At 48.4% G+C, this 15,469-nt stretch carries 14 protein-coding genes; 4 read left to right on the top strand and 10 right to left on the bottom strand.

Going from position 1 to position 15,469, the window contains the following annotated elements; translation table 11 throughout:
* Window positions 1–14 precede the first annotated feature (14 nt).
* The 4 genes from WMO29_RS01905 to WMO29_RS01890 form a co-directional block, all read right to left on the bottom strand.
* Window positions 15–587, bottom strand: a complete 573-nt coding sequence (locus WMO29_RS01905) for an MT-A70 family methyltransferase (RefSeq protein ID WP_435391106.1) — start codon at window positions 585–587, stop codon at window positions 15–17.
* A complete protein-coding gene (locus WMO29_RS01900; protein WP_349163505.1) occupies window positions 574–6,282 on the bottom strand; it encodes an MSCRAMM family protein in 5,709 nt (1,902 codons plus the stop codon). The genes WMO29_RS01905 and WMO29_RS01900 overlap by 14 nt, the downstream gene beginning before the upstream one ends.
* 274 nt (window positions 6,283–6,556) lie before the next feature.
* Window positions 6,557–7,081: a helix-turn-helix domain-containing protein gene (locus tag WMO29_RS01895; protein ID WP_349163504.1), complete on the bottom strand. Its 525-nt coding sequence runs from the start codon at window positions 7,079–7,081 to the stop codon at window positions 6,557–6,559.
* Between the two features lie 5 nt (window positions 7,082–7,086).
* Window positions 7,087–7,281 carry a hypothetical protein gene (locus tag WMO29_RS01890; protein WP_186873089.1) on the bottom strand — a complete coding sequence of 65 codons (195 nt, stop codon included), beginning with the start codon at window positions 7,279–7,281 and terminating at the stop codon, window positions 7,087–7,089.
* Window positions 7,282–7,614: 333 nt separating this feature from the next.
* Between WMO29_RS01890 and WMO29_RS01885 the strand changes: the two genes are divergently transcribed.
* Window positions 7,615–7,875, top strand: a complete 261-nt coding sequence (locus WMO29_RS01885; protein ID WP_349163503.1) for a type II toxin-antitoxin system Phd/YefM family antitoxin — start codon at window positions 7,615–7,617, stop codon at window positions 7,873–7,875.
* On the top strand, window positions 7,865–8,179 hold the full coding sequence (locus tag WMO29_RS01880) for a type II toxin-antitoxin system RelE/ParE family toxin (RefSeq protein WP_302521043.1): 315 nt from the start codon (window positions 7,865–7,867) through the stop codon (window positions 8,177–8,179). Before WMO29_RS01885 ends, WMO29_RS01880 begins: the two co-directional genes overlap by 11 nt.
* A 57-nt stretch (window positions 8,180–8,236) precedes the next feature.
* On the opposite strand, the gene WMO29_RS01875 is transcribed toward WMO29_RS01880, so the two are convergent.
* On the bottom strand, window positions 8,237–9,154 hold the full coding sequence (locus WMO29_RS01875; RefSeq protein WP_349163502.1) for a TIM barrel protein: 918 nt from the start codon (window positions 9,152–9,154) through the stop codon (window positions 8,237–8,239).
* 161 nt (window positions 9,155–9,315) lie between these two features.
* On the opposite strand from WMO29_RS01875, the gene WMO29_RS01870 reads away from it, so the two are divergent.
* Window positions 9,316–9,588 carry an AbrB/MazE/SpoVT family DNA-binding domain-containing protein gene (locus WMO29_RS01870; RefSeq protein WP_158363394.1) on the top strand — a complete coding sequence of 91 codons (273 nt, stop codon included), beginning with the start codon at window positions 9,316–9,318 and terminating at the stop codon, window positions 9,586–9,588.
* Between the two features lie 12 nt (window positions 9,589–9,600).
* Window positions 9,601–9,804 (top strand): PIN domain-containing protein, encoded by a 204-nt coding sequence (locus WMO29_RS01865; RefSeq protein WP_435391102.1) that lies wholly within the window; start codon window positions 9,601–9,603, stop codon window positions 9,802–9,804.
* Window positions 9,805–9,882: 78 nt separating this feature from the next.
* Here WMO29_RS01865 and WMO29_RS01860 read toward each other — a convergent pair whose 3' ends face one another.
* Genes WMO29_RS01860 through WMO29_RS01840 form a run of 5 tightly spaced genes read right to left on the bottom strand, consistent with a single transcriptional unit; the run spans window position 9,883 to window position 15,454 of the window.
* Window positions 9,883–10,746, bottom strand: a complete 864-nt coding sequence (locus WMO29_RS01860; protein ID WP_186873093.1) for a leucine-rich repeat domain-containing protein — start codon at window positions 10,744–10,746, stop codon at window positions 9,883–9,885.
* Window positions 10,733–11,596 (bottom strand): leucine-rich repeat domain-containing protein, encoded by an 864-nt coding sequence (locus WMO29_RS01855; protein ID WP_349163501.1) that lies wholly within the window; start codon window positions 11,594–11,596, stop codon window positions 10,733–10,735. The genes WMO29_RS01860 and WMO29_RS01855 overlap by 14 nt, the downstream gene beginning before the upstream one ends.
* Window positions 11,597–11,628: 32 nt before the next feature.
* The gene (locus tag WMO29_RS01850; RefSeq protein WP_349163500.1) at window positions 11,629–12,957 is read right to left on the bottom strand and encodes an ECF transporter S component; all 1,329 of its coding nucleotides are present in this window, start codon (window positions 12,955–12,957) and stop codon (window positions 11,629–11,631) included.
* Window positions 12,942–14,594 carry an ABC transporter ATP-binding protein gene (locus tag WMO29_RS01845; RefSeq protein ID WP_349163499.1) on the bottom strand — a complete coding sequence of 551 codons (1,653 nt, stop codon included), beginning with the start codon at window positions 14,592–14,594 and terminating at the stop codon, window positions 12,942–12,944. The genes WMO29_RS01850 and WMO29_RS01845 overlap by 16 nt, the downstream gene beginning before the upstream one ends.
* Window positions 14,567–15,454 (bottom strand): energy-coupling factor transporter transmembrane component T, encoded by an 888-nt coding sequence (locus WMO29_RS01840; protein WP_349163498.1) that lies wholly within the window; start codon window positions 15,452–15,454, stop codon window positions 14,567–14,569. Before WMO29_RS01840 ends, WMO29_RS01845 begins: the two co-directional genes overlap by 28 nt.
* Between the last annotated feature and the right edge of the window lie 15 nt (window positions 15,455–15,469).

Below are 15,469 nucleotides of genomic sequence, written 5' to 3'. Positions count from 1 at the left end.
TCTTCCTTCTATTCTTACCCTTTATCATTCTCTGGCTCAGAATGATGTGCCGCCCAATCCTGTATGGTTGACTTTACTTCATTTCCCCAAACGTCCCAGCCAGGTACAACCTGTCTTGCAAACAGCTCCACGCGCGGTAAATCTCCCATCAGAGATACTATCTTATCCCGAGTCTCATCTGGCTTTTTACTGTGAGCACCAACCGGGGATATAATAAACTGATGAATGTTGGCTGCCTGCCTCCTGGGACGACCCCTGGTGGCCAGCAGACAAAGCTCCGCATTTCCTCGCGTCCAAAATCCCAACCCATAAAACCAGCTGTCAGATTTTTTATTTTTCTTCAGCCAGACAAAAGCTACGCTTTTATAGGTAAATCCCCATGCTGCAATCAGCCGGAGTGCCTCCGGAAGCTGTGGGAATGTAGCCCATAAAAAGAGCACACTGTCCTGAGCCGCCAGTTCTCCCACAGGTAATGCGCATAGCTCCTTGATGCTCATCGTTGGATAATGGTTTTCTGCTGCACCCTGTACATTCTTAGCTGAATAGCGCCAAGGGGGATCTGCATAAATTATATTATACTTTTGTATTTTTAACTTCATCTCCTCCCGGTGTAACATGTTTCATTTTCAAAATTACCGTTACTATTATTCCTATCAAAGCAACTACTGTTATCGCCAATAAAGCAAGCTCCAACGCATTCCCATCTGACGTAAGAGGTGTTTCCAGCGGAACTACATTAGATGAATCACCTGAACCACCCTGCCCTGCCGGTTCCGGCTTTTTCTCGTTCTGAATCTGAAGAGTGAACTCCACCATCTCTGTACTATCCTCCGCATAGGCGAACGTAAAGTACTGCGTTTCGGCACTGAGATAGTATCCTTCCGGCGCTGTCAGCTCTTTTACATAATACCGGCCAAATGGCAGATCACATTCAAATATTGCTTTTCCTTCTGTATCTGTTATAACTGATTCCAGCAGAGTATCGGCTTCTGCAATCACCTCTCCTGCCTGATTCTTGAGTACCTCCGCTGTATACAGACCGATAACCGCTCCCTGAAGCTTCTCACCTGTATCTCTATCCGATTTTGTAACGGTAACCTTTGCCTTCTGCTTTTCGTTTTGAAATATAGCTTCTGTAGCCACTATAGCTTCTGACCATCCACTCTGTTCTGGCTCCACAAGGTATACAGACTGCGTACAATTATTCTGATCTCGATAGTAGCCTGCCGGAGCCTTAACCTCGACCACTTCATACTCACCCAAGGGCAGTCCTGTCACTTGCACCTTACCATCAGCACCTGTCCGAAGTACATACTTCACGGCACTTCCGTCCGGAAGGCTTCGCTGCACTACATCTGCCAGCTCACCCCTCGGTACTTCTACCTTGTAATGCTTCAATACAGTATCTTTCAATGACTCGTACTGTTCCAGTACTTCCGTACCTTTGTGGAACAATATACCGGTATATCCATCCGGATAAACGATATCCTCTTTCGCCAGCAGTGCATATTCTGCACCCGGCAGACCCTTGATTTCATAGATCGGCTTATTCACCACGTTTCCATTTTCATCAGTTTCCTTTTCGGTTCCAATCGGAACCTGTCCAGTTTTCTTAACGACTACATTGCCTGTAATCGGCTTATTAAAGACGCTGACTACCTGTAACTTATTCTCATCTTTAATTGTAAAGGTAATCTTATCGCTCACCTGACCGTCCAGATAGCTTTTATCCAGTTCTACTGCATTGGGCTTTTTCGTCACATAATCATCTTTCAAATACAGATTATAATGATACCCCTGCGGACTCACCAGTTCCTGCAGCGTATAAGTCTTTCCTATCTCCAGACCACGGATAATCTCATTGTCGCCATGCGCCGAAAGAATCGTGGTGAAGGAATTACCATCCTCATCAATCAACTGCAGTGTAGCCCCATCCAGTTCTTCTTCTGTATAGTAATCCATCACATTGACCTGCAGAAGAACAGGGTCGTTCTTTACGTTTTCCGAAAATTCAATGACTTCTCGCTGATCTTCCTTATAAGATGCATCCAGGGAAATCTTAGACTGCGTGGTGGTATATCCCATCGGGGCCTGAAGCTCTTTAATGTAATATTTTCCAAGTGGTAAATCCGGCGTGAATACTGCTTTTTGTACCTGGCCGTCCGCTCCCACGGTAGTCTCTCCTGTCGCAATGAGCGTACCCGCCTTTATGACCGTCTTGCCTGTATAGTTTGCAATGTCTTCCTCTGCATACAAGCCAAACACAGCGCCTGCCAGCGGCTCATTCTGCTCCGCATCCAACTTCTGGATTTCTACATGCACTTTCTGACGCGGATTTTCGTAAGAGCTGTCACGATAGATGACCGGCACTTCCTGGCCTGCATAAGCAATCTCCACTTCCCTTGGCTCTACATCGTCCGCCGTTAATGCAAATCCAGTTCCAGCCTTGATCTGTGTAACGGTATACTTACCAAGCGGCAGCCCTTTGGCAATCTTTGTACCTTCCCAATCCTCCTGACCGGTCCAGGTCTGTCCGCCTGCATTGGTCGTAAGTGTTGTTACCAGCTCGCCCTCCGAAAACAGTTTTACGACATTAGCCCCACCTTCCGGACTATAAATATCCTCCGCAGCCCGGATTTCAAACTGTGCTCCTTCAATCGGCTGCAACTCATAAGAAAAACTATAGTCTTTATACTCACTCAGTTCTTTCTCCGTCAGGCCATCCTCGTCCGGCACATCAAGGCCAATTAAGCCACGCGCATAACCGAAGAAACTAGAAACCGCTTCTCCAAGTCTATCCAAAATGGTGCTTCCGTCCTGCTTTGCATCCACCAATTTCTCCCCTTCTGCAAAAATGGAGATTTTTCCAATTGCTGGCTCATTTTTCTGAATCGCTGTAACCACAAAGGCATCCACATTACTGTCATAAGACGCTTCTTGTGAAGAGACTACAATCTTAACGACACTACCGTCTACCTTGCCCCACATTCCGCTCTCTTCTGTCTCATAAAAAGTATGATTTCCTTCTATAATAGAAGTATCCTTAGCAATCACACCCTCATGTCCCTGCAGTACATAGCCTTCCGGTGCTGCTACTTCTTCCAGTGTATAAGTTCCTGCCGGAAGCGCTGCAGGTGTGTCCACATATACGTTACCCGTGGCCTCGGCCTGTGTAATCTTCCGTGTTGTATAAGGGTTATCCTTCGTTCCAACCATTTCGCCCTGACCGGACTGCACTACCAAATCGCCATACTTATTTTTATAAGCTCGTTTTTGCTCGGAAGTCCACTCCGCACTGCAATACTGGAACCATGCCCCATTCGTATCATGGATGATATATCCTGCTCCAGGCTTCAACACCGTTTTATTGCTATTCGCATCTTGCTTCTTAATCCGAATCAGAGACATAATCGGCTTATCAACAGCAATTACTAAATCATCTAATGGCTGGCCCTGGCCATCGCCTCTTATCTCGCCATCCTCATCATCACCTACAATATTGACTACAAACGGTCTCGTTGCAATCTTATCCTTCGGCGTTGTAGTCTCGACAATGACATATCTGCCATAGGGTAATCCCGGTGTCGTCACGACGCCTCGGCTATCGCTGATCAGCTCCGCCACCAGATAGGCATGGTCACCCTCTGCCTGATATGTCATGCCATCCACATAGGTTACGGACTTAGAAAGCCATCCACTCACAACATCTTCACTGTCTGCATCTGCATACACCGTAGCTGGTTTCTGCTGGCGCATAGCCTTATAGTCCAGTGTTGTCGGATCTCGGAAATCGTCAATGATCGCCTGCGGAAGCTCCGTATCAGACAGTTCTGCATATTTGCCATCTGCCAGTTCAGATACAAGGTACACCGAAAAGCCTGCCCCTTCTACTGCTTCAAAGGAACTCTGCTTATCTGTTCCGCTGATTTTATAGAAGCTCAACGCCTGCTTTTTTACCTGCTCTGTTACTGTATTCTTTCCGGCAGTTGTAGCTTTCAGCTCTGCTTTATAAATGCCATTTGCCTGCTTATCCAGTTCCAAAGCACACGCCCTGACCGGATATTTTGTGGAATCAAGCAAATATCCTTCGGAAGCCTTGATTTCCTGTACATACCACAAGTCTCCAACTACAAAAGTTCCGTCAAAATCAAATTTTCCCTCTACATTCGTAGTAGCCTGCGCCACCAACTTATCACCGTCATACAGCCCATATACCGCTCCGGCCAGTGTTGCATCACCCTGGCTTATGCCTGCAGAAAGGGCTTCTTCATCCTCTTTCACCAGGGAATTACCTGGCTCCACTTTTCCGGAAAAACTCCATTTTTTCAGTTTATTTTCAAATGTCACTTTAGAAGTGTTGCCTTTATGGGCTGTGTCGTTATAAGTCACGGCCACCTTCTGACTATCCGGAATAACATACTGATATAGTTCCTGGGTGGCCTGCTCCTTGCAATCTGCATCCGCCGGAACTGCTGAAGCCTTAACTTCCTGCACCTCATAAGTTCCGACCGGCAAGTTCTTAAATATCAATTTTCCCTGAGTGTCTGTCACCCCGTATTTTAAAACCGGGATACCTGAATCAGAAGTACCACTAATTCGATAAGCAAAACCTACAAGTTTATCATTATAATGATATTCTGCCTCTGCCGCTGCATTGTAAGCATCCTCTGGCGCTGTCTCAATTTTCTTTGTCAGCTCCACATTTCCTGTCTTATAGATATTATTCACAGAATAGAGACTTGTCTGGTTCGGCTCCACATTCACTGTACCCGATGCCGGTACATCCCAGTAGGACGCTGTCCCGTTTTCAGTTACTGTATAAGTTCCCATCGGTACACGTGTAAAAGATGCCACACCAGACGCATTCGTCACCGCTGTCAGATTGATAGCATCACCATAAGCCGAAGTGCCTGTCAGCGTCATTGTAAATCCGGCCAGTGAAACCGCATAGCTACTTGGATTGGTGATACTTTTCACTACATTCAGATCACCATAACCTTTCAGTAGCTTTCCATCTACGCCTACACTGGATAGTTCAATGGAATAATACTCGCAGCCGTGGTAACTCACGCGAAAAGGTGCTGACGGTTCCGCATGAAATGCCACTCCCACACTCATGCTGTAGTCCGTCCGGTCATCATCAACCGTTCCCGTAACATACTGTCCCTTCCAACGCATGGTAGTGTTATCCGACGTATAGTAGCCTCTGGCTCCTGTCTTACCACAGATACCCTCGCCTCTGTCCAAATCATGTGCAAACAGATAGCCGTCCACTGTCAGTTCTTCATCTGTACCAGCTCGCAGGAAGTGATACTCCAGTTCAACAGTGAAATCCTGCGGCTCGTATCCGCACCACGCTGGCGATCCGATGGAAACCAGGTCGTGCCCAAAACTTGTCGCGACAAATGCCTCTCCTTCGGTAAGCCAGTAATATACCAACACATCCGCTTTCACATGCTCACCATTGACATAACAACTACCTGACTCGGGATATTTAATCCAGACATTTTTGTCTTTAGAATGATTGGTCGCATATCTGCCGTCTTTCCAACCAGGGCCGTATACCGCAGTGCTTTTCCGTCCCTGATAAATGATTCCTGCTCCATATTCCGACGGAATACTGTAAATATCGCCCGTATTCGTAAGAGAGACAGGGTCAACATAGCTTGCAAAAAAAGCTCCTGCAGCCTCCAGCTTACGCATATCCACCTGCTCCTGCAGTTCTGCATCCAGCGATTCGTACATATCGCAGATCTCGGAAAAAGTATCATAAAGCACCGTAAGCTCGTCTTCGTCCATCCACCACAGCTCCGCTTCTTCTGGAAAGGCCTCTACCATTTCCTTCAGGCGAACTACTTTCTCCTCTTCTGTCTCCTGAAGCTCCGTAGCCTCTTCCTGCTTCACTGTATCTTCTGACACAACTATATCTCCACTGCCAGAATCTATCAGCGTTTCTTTTTCCGTCTCTTCTACCGGGGCCGCAATCTCAGTCTCTGTTTCTTTCTCCGAATCATCTTCTGTTTTCTGCTCTTCGTCAGCTACAGAAGCATTTTCACCAATACCCTCCGCAGTCTTTTCCTCTTCCAAGGCCTGCCCAGTATCCTTTGCTTCCCCGGAAATTTCCATAACCACATCATCCGAAGCTTTCGCCTCTGACATATCTGACGCTTCCACCTGTATCGCTCCACCTGAAGCGTATGCTACCGTAGGGAACGCGCTTGCCAGCAAGTTCACGCACATGACTATCGCCAGAAATAATGTAATGATTCTTTTAAAGTCCATTTTCTTCCTCCCTTTCGTAATTCTCTAAACTTTTTCTCTTATCCACGTCCTCTCACTTCTTCACTTTTACCACTCACCTCTTTCCACAAGATTTTCCTATCCGCCCTAACGCTCCTTTCCCCGCTGGTTCTGTAATCATTGTAGATTTATGAGGATTTCAATTTTATACCGCAATCCACGCATTTCTACGTGTCCGCCACGCACCCTATTTCAGTTCATAAAAAAAAGGAACAGACCCATTCCGATCTGTTCCCTGTCATCTTCTTACTATATCTCATCCTACTTTTTCTAATATCTCCACCTTTTCGAGACTATCCAGCATCCCTTGAAGCATACTTCTGACCAGCATTTTCTTCATCTGTGGCAGTCTTCCGATTCGTTCCTCCATGTCCGAAAGCTCCGTCCCGTTTTCTCCCCTCGTCCTGCTCTCTCCAAATAATAGATAGTCCACCGACGTCCCCAGTGTTTCCGCCATATCCATCAGGATATCCACACTGGTTCCTCTGTATCCCCTCTCAATATCCGCTACTGACCTCCAGGACAGGGCTATCTTTTCCGCAAATGTCTCCTGTGTATATCCACATATTTTCCTTAATTCCGCAATTCTCCGACCGCTCTTTTTGTAATCGTACATCCTTCCTCCTCTCCGGGTAAAACCGGTTGGAAGAAACTCATCTTTTTCTGTAATAAATGAAACGCAGAGAACACCCAGTCCTTTCCTACCGGTTGTCCCCTGCGTCTCTGGTGCTTCATTGTCTTTCCATCCGACAATAGCCCTTATCAGGTGGGCCCTATTCACTTACTTTAAATCTTCCAGACATCATCCACTGCCTGACTGCGAATCATCGCTTCTGTCATACCTCGCAAAGCCATGACTCTCTTACATCTACAGCACTTGATTTCCAGTTCCACACTGCCTGCCAAATAGTCAAACATGTGCTGATTGCATTTTCTACAACGAATCTCAATCCTGCTTCTTTTATCTTTTGTTCCTGTCAATCTTATTCACTCCCGACTATACAAAATCCATCCATTTTGTACCTGCCAAGGAAAGGGAAATCACCTTTGCAAGTGGTATCTGCCAGAAGTTCCGACGCATAGTTTTCTCTATGCTCTGGCAGATAAATTTAAGCTGATCTGTACCCGTCTTTCTCTTCGCGCTCCTTTCGAAAATCGAATGTATGTTCGTTTTTTCTTATTATACTTCCTACTACCCGTAATTACAAGCCCTATTTTAAGTATTTTTCAAAATGCTTGCATTTCAGATTGCTATTTTGATAATATTTTGATAAAATTAAGATAAAATATATGTCATGAAAGGAGTGCTTTTATATGATCCAGATTCGACCTGTCTCTGACCTACGAAACAAGTTCCCGGAAATTGAAAACCTTGTAAGTGATGGGAACCCGGTTTACCTGACCAAAAACGGCTACGGTGCCATGGTGGTTCTAAGTCTTGAACAGTACGCCAGTTTAACTGACAACATTGAAGCAAAGCTCGATGAAGCAGATTATCAGGCTTCCATAACAGAAGAACGCCTTTCCCATGAAACGGTCTTCCGCAATGCAAGGAGCGCAGTATATGGAAAATAACTCTTATCAGCTTCGCTACCTTCCTCTATTTGAACAGGATCTAATCGGCGTTGTAAATTATATTACTAACGTTTTAAAGAATGAAGATGCGGCTCTGCGTTTGATTAACGATGTGGAAACTGCCATTTTAAAGCGGCTGGATAATCCCCTCTCGTATGAGCCGTATCCCTCCACAAAGAAACGGAATTATCCATATTATCGTATTTACGTGCGAAACTATGTCGTATATTATGTGGTAATTGGTAATGTAATGGAAGTCCGCAGATTCCTATATGGCCCAAGAGATACAGAACGATATTTATAATTTTCTATCCATAATCGGAAAGGATACACCATGCCATCCTTTCCGATTATATTTTTTCTATTCAATTCTTCCCCTCTCCAGATACTCCGCCAGCTCCTCCCGGCTCCTTGTGATATACTCATAAGTCACATACATCGGCGCAATCCGCTCTACCAGCCCTTTCACTCCTGCAGCCGTAAAAGGTTCATGCTTATCGATCCGGAAAATATGCTCGTAAACCTTACAGAACCGCTCTGTCGGATCCTCCGGAAGCTCATGGGGTGTCTGAAGCCACTCTTTCACATAGTCTCCTGTCAGGGACTGCTGGAGATGTAAGCCTTTGATATAGGGAATCATATCTTTCTGCCGGTCCAGCATCCGATGCAGGGCCTCCACCGCTTCCTCCTGGGTTCTAAGTTCCAGATCCGTATGTAGATAATGCCCGGTATCCAGCATAAAGCCCTTTTTCCCATAATGCACCTGGCTAATCAATGCCCGGGTGTCCTCCGGCTCCAAAAAGGTCAGGCCCGGCCACCAGAGATTTTCCATAAGGAACCAGAAGGAATACTCCTGACCGTCCAAAAGCTCATTGATAAAAGCTGCCGCTGCGTCTACCACTTCACGATCTGTATGCTTTCCCTGATAGGTAAAGCCTTCCTCATCGTCCACCTGCACCACATGAAAGACCACATACTCCGCGCCCACTCGCATAGCGTAGTCCAGATCCTTCCGATAGTGCCGAATCAGCTCTTTCCTGTCCTGATTTACCCAGTCCCCGACACAGCAGCAATGGATTCCGGTCACCATACCCGGAACAATCAGTGGACACTTTTTCGGCGACAGATAGACATCCGGAGCTTCCGCCGTAGAATAAGGAAGCGGCATAAGCTCCAGCCCGTCACAGCCATGTTCTGTATAAAATCTGTGCAAGTCTTCCGCCGATGTAAAACGAATCACATCGTCATAGGAGGTCGTAAAATTCATCTGAAATTTCATCGTCTATTTTTCCTCAATATATATTCGATACCCAGTATTTCGTACTAGTATAGCACATCTGATAAATCATTTTTTCTTTTACATGTTGATATTATTCTAAAAAATGTATATACTATAAGTAGGAATTTCCCTACTTTTCATGTTTTTCAGGAGGTGACATTATGACTTCAAACACTTTTATCGACAATGCAAAAGTTATGGCAAAGGGACAAATCACAATTCCAAAGGATGTCCGTGAAATTCTTGGAATTTCCAATGGGGATCGCGTTACCTTTGTTGTAGAAAATGGTAATGTTCGACTTATTAACTCTGCTGTATATGCCATGCAGATACTCCAGTCTAAGATGGTCGGTGAGGCTGAGGCTTCCGGCCTTACATCAGATGATGCAGTTATGGATTTAGTGAAAGAAATCCGTGCAGAAAGTGAGGCATAATGAAAGTTCTGATTGACAGTAACATTCTCATATCAGCAGCTTCAAGAGGAATACCATGCAGAGAATAAAATTCGCGATGTCAAGGATCGCCCTATTCTTCGTGCTGCTATTCACGCTAACGCAGATGTTCTTCTTACCGGAGATAAAGATTTTCTTGAATCAGGGCTTCATACTCCTAAAATTATGACTGCATCTGATTTTCTTACAGAGCTGTAATAAAATAGCACTGTAATATCTTACATCATTGTTCAAGCCCCGTGTACATTTCACTGCCGTACACGGGGCTCATTTTCCTTACAGATACTCCACCCGGATCCCGGCTGCCTTACAGTATTCCTCTACCTTTGACCCCGGATAGCATCGGATTGCCGTATTCCCATTTACAATCCGCTCTCCGAGCACTTCCGGATCATGCCGGATTTCTACTGCCTGAAGGCGGATGCAGCTGCGGAAAGCCCCGTTTTCAATGCTTTTCACGCTTTCCGGCAGTACCACTTCCCTGAGATAGTGATTCTTGCTGAAAGCATCCTCTCCTATATAGCAGAGCTTATCCGGCAGATGGAGTTTCCGGATATTGCATCCGGAAAAAGCTTTTTTCCCAATCGTTACCAGTTCCTTCGGGAAGCGGAACTCCTGAAGCTTCTTACATTTGCAGAAAGCCCAGTCTCCTATCTTCCGGATACTGTCAGGGATTTCTATGTGTTCCAGCTTCTTGCATCCCTGAAACGCATTCGCATCTATAAAAATCAGTTGGCTTTCCTTTATAAAATGAATGTTTTTCAGTTCCACATCGCTTTGGAACACCGCTTCCGGCAGTCTTCTGAGGCTGGAAGGGATATAGACCTCCTGAAGCGTTGGACATTCTGCAAAGCAGCCCTTTCCCAGCTTTTCCAGGGTTCCCGGCAGGGATACCCGTTTTAATGCACTGCAGCCATAAAATGCACGCTCCCCGATACAGGTCACGATCTTCGGTACCTCTAACCGTTCGATCCTCTGATTTTCCCGGAAAGCCTCCTCACCTATCCTTGTAAAATGCCTCGGAATACAAAGAACCGTGCGTTCACAAAAGGCTTCCCCTTTTATTCTTGTCAGGCTTTCCGTCACAGCCCGGTTCTCTCTCTTTTCCACATCCATGTTTTCTCTGTCATTTTTCTCCATCTTCGATATACTCCGTTGTAAAACCTGATTCCTGGCAATAGGCGTCTACCTTTGACCCCCGGTAGCACCGTATCCGCGCCGCCTTATTGATGATCCACTCCCCGATATATTCCGGGTCATGCCGGATCTCCAACACCTGAAGGCGGCTGCAGCCGTGAAATACCCATTTCTCGATACGCCGGATATGGGTTGGCAGGCGCACTTCTGTCAGGTACATACACTTGAAAAACGCCCGTTCTTCCAATACCTCCAGGGATTCCGGAAGTTCCAGTTCCTCGATACCACAGAAATAGAAAGCGTCCTTCCCGATACGCTTCAGTCCTTCCGGAAACCGCACCTTCTTCAGTGCCTTACAGCGGTAGAACGCCCGGTCGTCGATATAGGTAAGCTTGGACGGCAGCAGAATCCGCTCCAATGAAATACATTCGTAAAAGGCATTCTTTTTGATCCGCTCCGTCCGGTTATCTTTTGTAAATAATACCTTCTGGAGCCGCCGGTCTTCCTTAAATAAATCCGCCGAGATACACTCCAGACTGTTTGGGATATACGCCACCCTAAGAGCCGGACATTCTGCAAAGCATCCGCTTCCAATCCGCCAGATACTGTGTGGCAGCGCCGCTTCCCTCAACAGCTTGCTATGGCGGAAAGCATCCGCACCGATTTCCAGCATCCCGTTTGGAAGCATCAGTGTTTCCATCTTGATATTGCTTTTAAAGGCCTCCACGCCAATCTTTCTATAATGTACCGGAACCTTCACCGTTTCCTCTTTCATGTAGCTGGCCGCGCTTTTCCGGGTCAGTACCTTCCAGACCGACTGCTGTTCCTGTTTTGTAGTTCCATAATCACTCATCAATCAGTGACTCCCTCCAGAATACTATCGCTCTAAGGCTCCAGTATCCCATATTTTTTTCGGATACGCTCAAGCTTGCAAAGCATGGGCTCACCCAGTACAGCCAGAAAAAACACTGTGGCTGCTCCATGTATCACATTCATAGGAAGGCCGCTTGCATACATAGCCAGAAACGCCGCCTTATTGATACTGCCCATTCCCATGAACACGGACGCTGTATCCAGCAGAAATCCGTAGATCATCAGCACTGACAGACCCCCGTAGATACAGAGCCACAGGCGGAAATGCTTCCATCTGCCCCGTTTTCTCCGGAAAATCAGGCCGCCCAGGAATCCCACGATTCCAAAAGCGAACATCTGCCAGGGCGTCCACGGCCCCTGCCCAAAGAAAAAGTTCGACACAAAGCCCGCCAGGGCTCCGGTCAGGAATCCGGCCTCTGCGCCCAGTCCCACGCCTGCGATAATCACGATGGCCGCCACGGGCTTGAACTGGGGCAGCATAAAGAACGCCGCACGTCCCGCCACGGCCAGAGCCGCCATTACCGCGATCACCACCACTTCCCGGGCCTGTGGCCGCCGGTTCTCAAAGACCAGAAAGAAGGGCAGCATGGACAGGATAATCAGGCACAGGGAAATGAAATAATAGCTTCGGTCATTCAGGAAAAAGATCCCGAACAAAATCACCGCCGGGATAGCCGTCAGAATCAACACAAAGGCCAGCACCGTCCGCTTCCCGATTCCCTTATCTTCTATCTCTGTCCGGGTCTGGTAAAACTCCGCCGCATACTCCTTCCGTGTATCCAGAAGCCTCTTTAAAAATGGAAGCAGAAGCAGCGCTATCAAAATCTGCAGATAGGCCGCTGCTGTCAACTGCACATGGCTATAGAGGCTCAGATTCAGAAAATTATTTGCCCTGCCTTCCAGAAGATTCAAAGCGCTGTTCGTGTCCGTAGCCCACCACAGCACGGCCCCGGTCATCCCGGCATTCCATAGAAATGCCATTCTTCCCAGACCTGCCGCACGAAGCTTCACCCGAAAGGACAGAAAGATAAACAAAAGTCCCAGCACGATGCTCACTACCATACCAAGCCTGAGGAAGCCCGCCGCCTGATCCGCGGCCCGGGTCATGCTCTCCGGCACGTCATAGGCCCATGCGATTCCTGCCGCCGTCTCCTCCAGCCTCCACAGCTTCCCTGCCCCGGCATAAAGGCTGTACTTCAGTTCCGGCACCGACACCCAGCGGAAGCAGACCATGGAAATCAGTTCCGCCGCCATCGCCATCGCCGGTATTCTGGCCTGGGTGTCCATGCCCCGGGCCTGTCCCTGATCGGCTGCTTCCAGCCGTTCTAGCTTTCTCTGCATCGTTCTATCACATCCTTTGCCGTCACTGCGTCTGGATACCACTTGCGAGCCATCCGGTTGGCCGCTGTCGTATAAAAGCTGTTGCCTGCAAAAAACTGTCTTGCCGGAGCGCTAGTCACTACGCCCCCGTGGAAAAACAGCGCGCAGGTATCCCCGTATTCCGCACAGAACTCAATATCGTGGGATACCATCAGAATCGTCCTGCCCTCTTTCGTCAATCCCTTCAGGATCTCCGCCAGCTTCTGCTTATAGAAGCCATCCAGTCCCTTGGTAGGCTCGTCCAACAAAATGATCTCCGGATTTAAAAGCAATACCTTAGCCAGCGCCGCCCGCTGCTGTTCCCCGCCGGACAAATCATAAGGGTGGCTGTTCAACAAATGGCCGATCTCCGTCTTCGCAATCACATCCCGCAGCCGCTCCTCGTCCTTACTCATTTCCCGCAGATCCTTTTCCACTGTATCCTTCACAAACAGGCACTGGGGATTCTGGGGCAAGATTCCCAGCACCGCGCCATATAGTTCACCTTCCCGGTACTTTCCAAGCTCCTTTCCCTTCAGGTACAGCTTGCCCCGGTAGGGCTTCCGGATCCGTCCAAGAAGGCTTAAGGTGGTACTCTTGCCGGTTCCGTTGCCACCCAGCAGGCAGTACAGTTCCCCTTTTCGGACAGTCAGGTTCAAATCCCGCACCACGTCCGGCAGCTTCTTCTCATACCGGAACCACACGTCCCGGGCCTCAATGACCACCTCAGAGGCGGCCTCCCGGTATCCGCCGTCCTGCCGGGTTTCCTCACCGCTGCTCCCGGCAGCCTCCCGGTTCTTCATCCATCCTTCCAGCCACTCCCGGCCCTCCCGGACCGTCACAGGGCTAAACCCCTCCCCGGAAAGCGCCTCAAAGATCCGCATGGGAACCGGCATGGCCCGGAACATATCGTTGTCCCGAATCCGGGCAGGCAGCTTCGCTGGCTCGTCCAATGCCAGTATCCGGCCATTTTCCATGACCATCACCCGATCCGCGTAAGCCAGCACCTCCTCCAGCCGATGCTCGATGATGAGAATCGTCGTGCCAAGCTCCGCGTTAATCTTTCGCAAGGTTGCCAGAAAATCCCCCGCCGCCAGCGGATCCAGCTGGGAGGTAGGCTCGTCCAGCACCAGCAGATCCGGCTGCATGGCCATCACCGCCGCCAGATTTAAAAGCTGCTTCTGACCGCCCGACAGCTCCTCCACATTTTTTTCAAACCAGGTCTGGATCCCGAAAAAGCTGGCCATCTCTGCTACCCGCAGTCGGATGGTACCGGTCTCATAGCCCAGATTTTCCAGACCAAAGGCCAGTTCATGCCAGACCTTATCCGTCACAAGCTGATTGTCGGGACTCTGGAGCACATAACCGATACGCGCCCCCTGCTCCCGCACCGAAACCGTATCCAGCTCCCGGCCTTCCAGTAAAATCTGCCCTTTCCGCTCCCCGTAGGGAGACATGGCCGTTTTAAAATGCCGGAGCAAGGTAGACTTTCCGCAGCCCGATTTCCCGCAGACCACCAGAAATTCCCCCTGCTCCAGCGAAAAGCTCAGATCCGTAAGAGCAGGCTTTTCCTGGCCCGGATAAGTAAACGTCAGATTTCTGATCTCAAAGAGCGCCATTTGATATCCTCCAAGATATTTAAAATCAGGGGCAGCATACAGAGGATCCCGTACAGGATATAAAGAATCACTGCTCCTGTTGTTGTCTCATTCATGATAAAAACCGGAAAGTACAGGATCTTCAGCTTCCGCAGGTACATACACGTAAGAAGCACACCCGTCGTTCCCAGAAGAAAGGCCAGCAATGCGCCGTCCCTTCGGTCAAACCGATAGATACTGAAATTCGTCCGTCCCCGCAGGCCATAGGCCCGGGACTTCATGGAGTCCGCCGTCTCCACACTGTTTTCCAACGCCCACGTAGTCGTAATAGAAAGAATCTTCAGGCCGTGGGCCGCCCGCTCATAGAGCTTCCCGTTATTCACATTTCTGCCGATACACTGCTGGGCTTCCGCTACCCTTTTAATCTGGGCTGTAAACCGCGGTACAAACCGCAGGGTCATGGACAGCAGCAGCGAAAAGGCCGGAACCACCTTTCCGAAAAGATACATGAATTTGTCCGAGGTCATCACCTCATGGAACACCGAAAACCAGGAGATCACCCCGGCCAGCATCAGTCCCGAAGCCAGCCCGTACATGATGGATTCCAGGGTCACCGGATTGCCGTTTCGCATGTAAAAGAGCATCGTCGCCCCTGCATGACTGAACAGCGGATTCATCACCATCGTCAGAAGACACACCGGCAGCATTCCAATCAGAAATACCTTCACCGTCTTCCGCCCCTTCAGGTAGATGGAATAGCTCACGGACCCGGCCAGCGACAGTGCCAGAAAAACCGGGTGCATGTAAAACATGGAAAGCCCGATAACAATGGTAAAATAAGTAAAGTTAATGAACGGATGATACCCGGAAAAAGTGTCCATTTTCTTCTCCTGTTA

Source organism: Laedolimicola intestinihominis, from assembly GCF_040096155.1.
GTDB lineage: Bacteria > Bacillota > Clostridia > Lachnospirales > Lachnospiraceae > Laedolimicola > Laedolimicola intestinihominis.
Note: the sequence above shows the minus strand (reverse complement) of the source record. Positions and strands in the feature narration are given on the sequence as shown.

What these genes read in the sequence shown, in the direction of transcription:
- WMO29_RS01860 (WP_186873093.1), bottom strand. Translation starts at nt 10,746, where the DNA reads ATGGAGAAAAATGACAGAGAAAACATGGATGTGGAAAAGAGAGAGAAC.
- WMO29_RS01870 (WP_158363394.1), top strand. Translation starts at nt 9,316, where the DNA reads ATGACTTCAAACACTTTTATCGACAATGCAAAAGTTATGGCAAAGGGA.
- WMO29_RS01845 (WP_349163499.1), bottom strand. Translation starts at nt 14,594, where the DNA reads ATGGCGCTCTTTGAGATCAGAAATCTGACGTTTACTTATCCGGGCCAG.
- WMO29_RS01900 (WP_349163505.1), bottom strand. Translation starts at nt 6,282, where the DNA reads ATGGACTTTAAAAGAATCATTACATTATTTCTGGCGATAGTCATGTGC.
- WMO29_RS01855 (WP_349163501.1), bottom strand. Translation starts at nt 11,596, where the DNA reads ATGAGTGATTATGGAACTACAAAACAGGAACAGCAGTCGGTCTGGAAG.
- WMO29_RS01885 (WP_349163503.1), top strand. Translation starts at nt 7,615, where the DNA reads ATGATCCAGATTCGACCTGTCTCTGACCTACGAAACAAGTTCCCGGAA.
- WMO29_RS01880 (WP_302521043.1), top strand. Translation starts at nt 7,865, where the DNA reads ATGGAAAATAACTCTTATCAGCTTCGCTACCTTCCTCTATTTGAACAG.
- WMO29_RS01840 (WP_349163498.1), bottom strand. Translation starts at nt 15,454, where the DNA reads ATGGACACTTTTTCCGGGTATCATCCGTTCATTAACTTTACTTATTTT.
- WMO29_RS01850 (WP_349163500.1), bottom strand. Translation starts at nt 12,957, where the DNA reads ATGCAGAGAAAGCTAGAACGGCTGGAAGCAGCCGATCAGGGACAGGCC.
- WMO29_RS01875 (WP_349163502.1), bottom strand. Translation starts at nt 9,154, where the DNA reads ATGAAATTTCAGATGAATTTTACGACCTCCTATGACGATGTGATTCGT.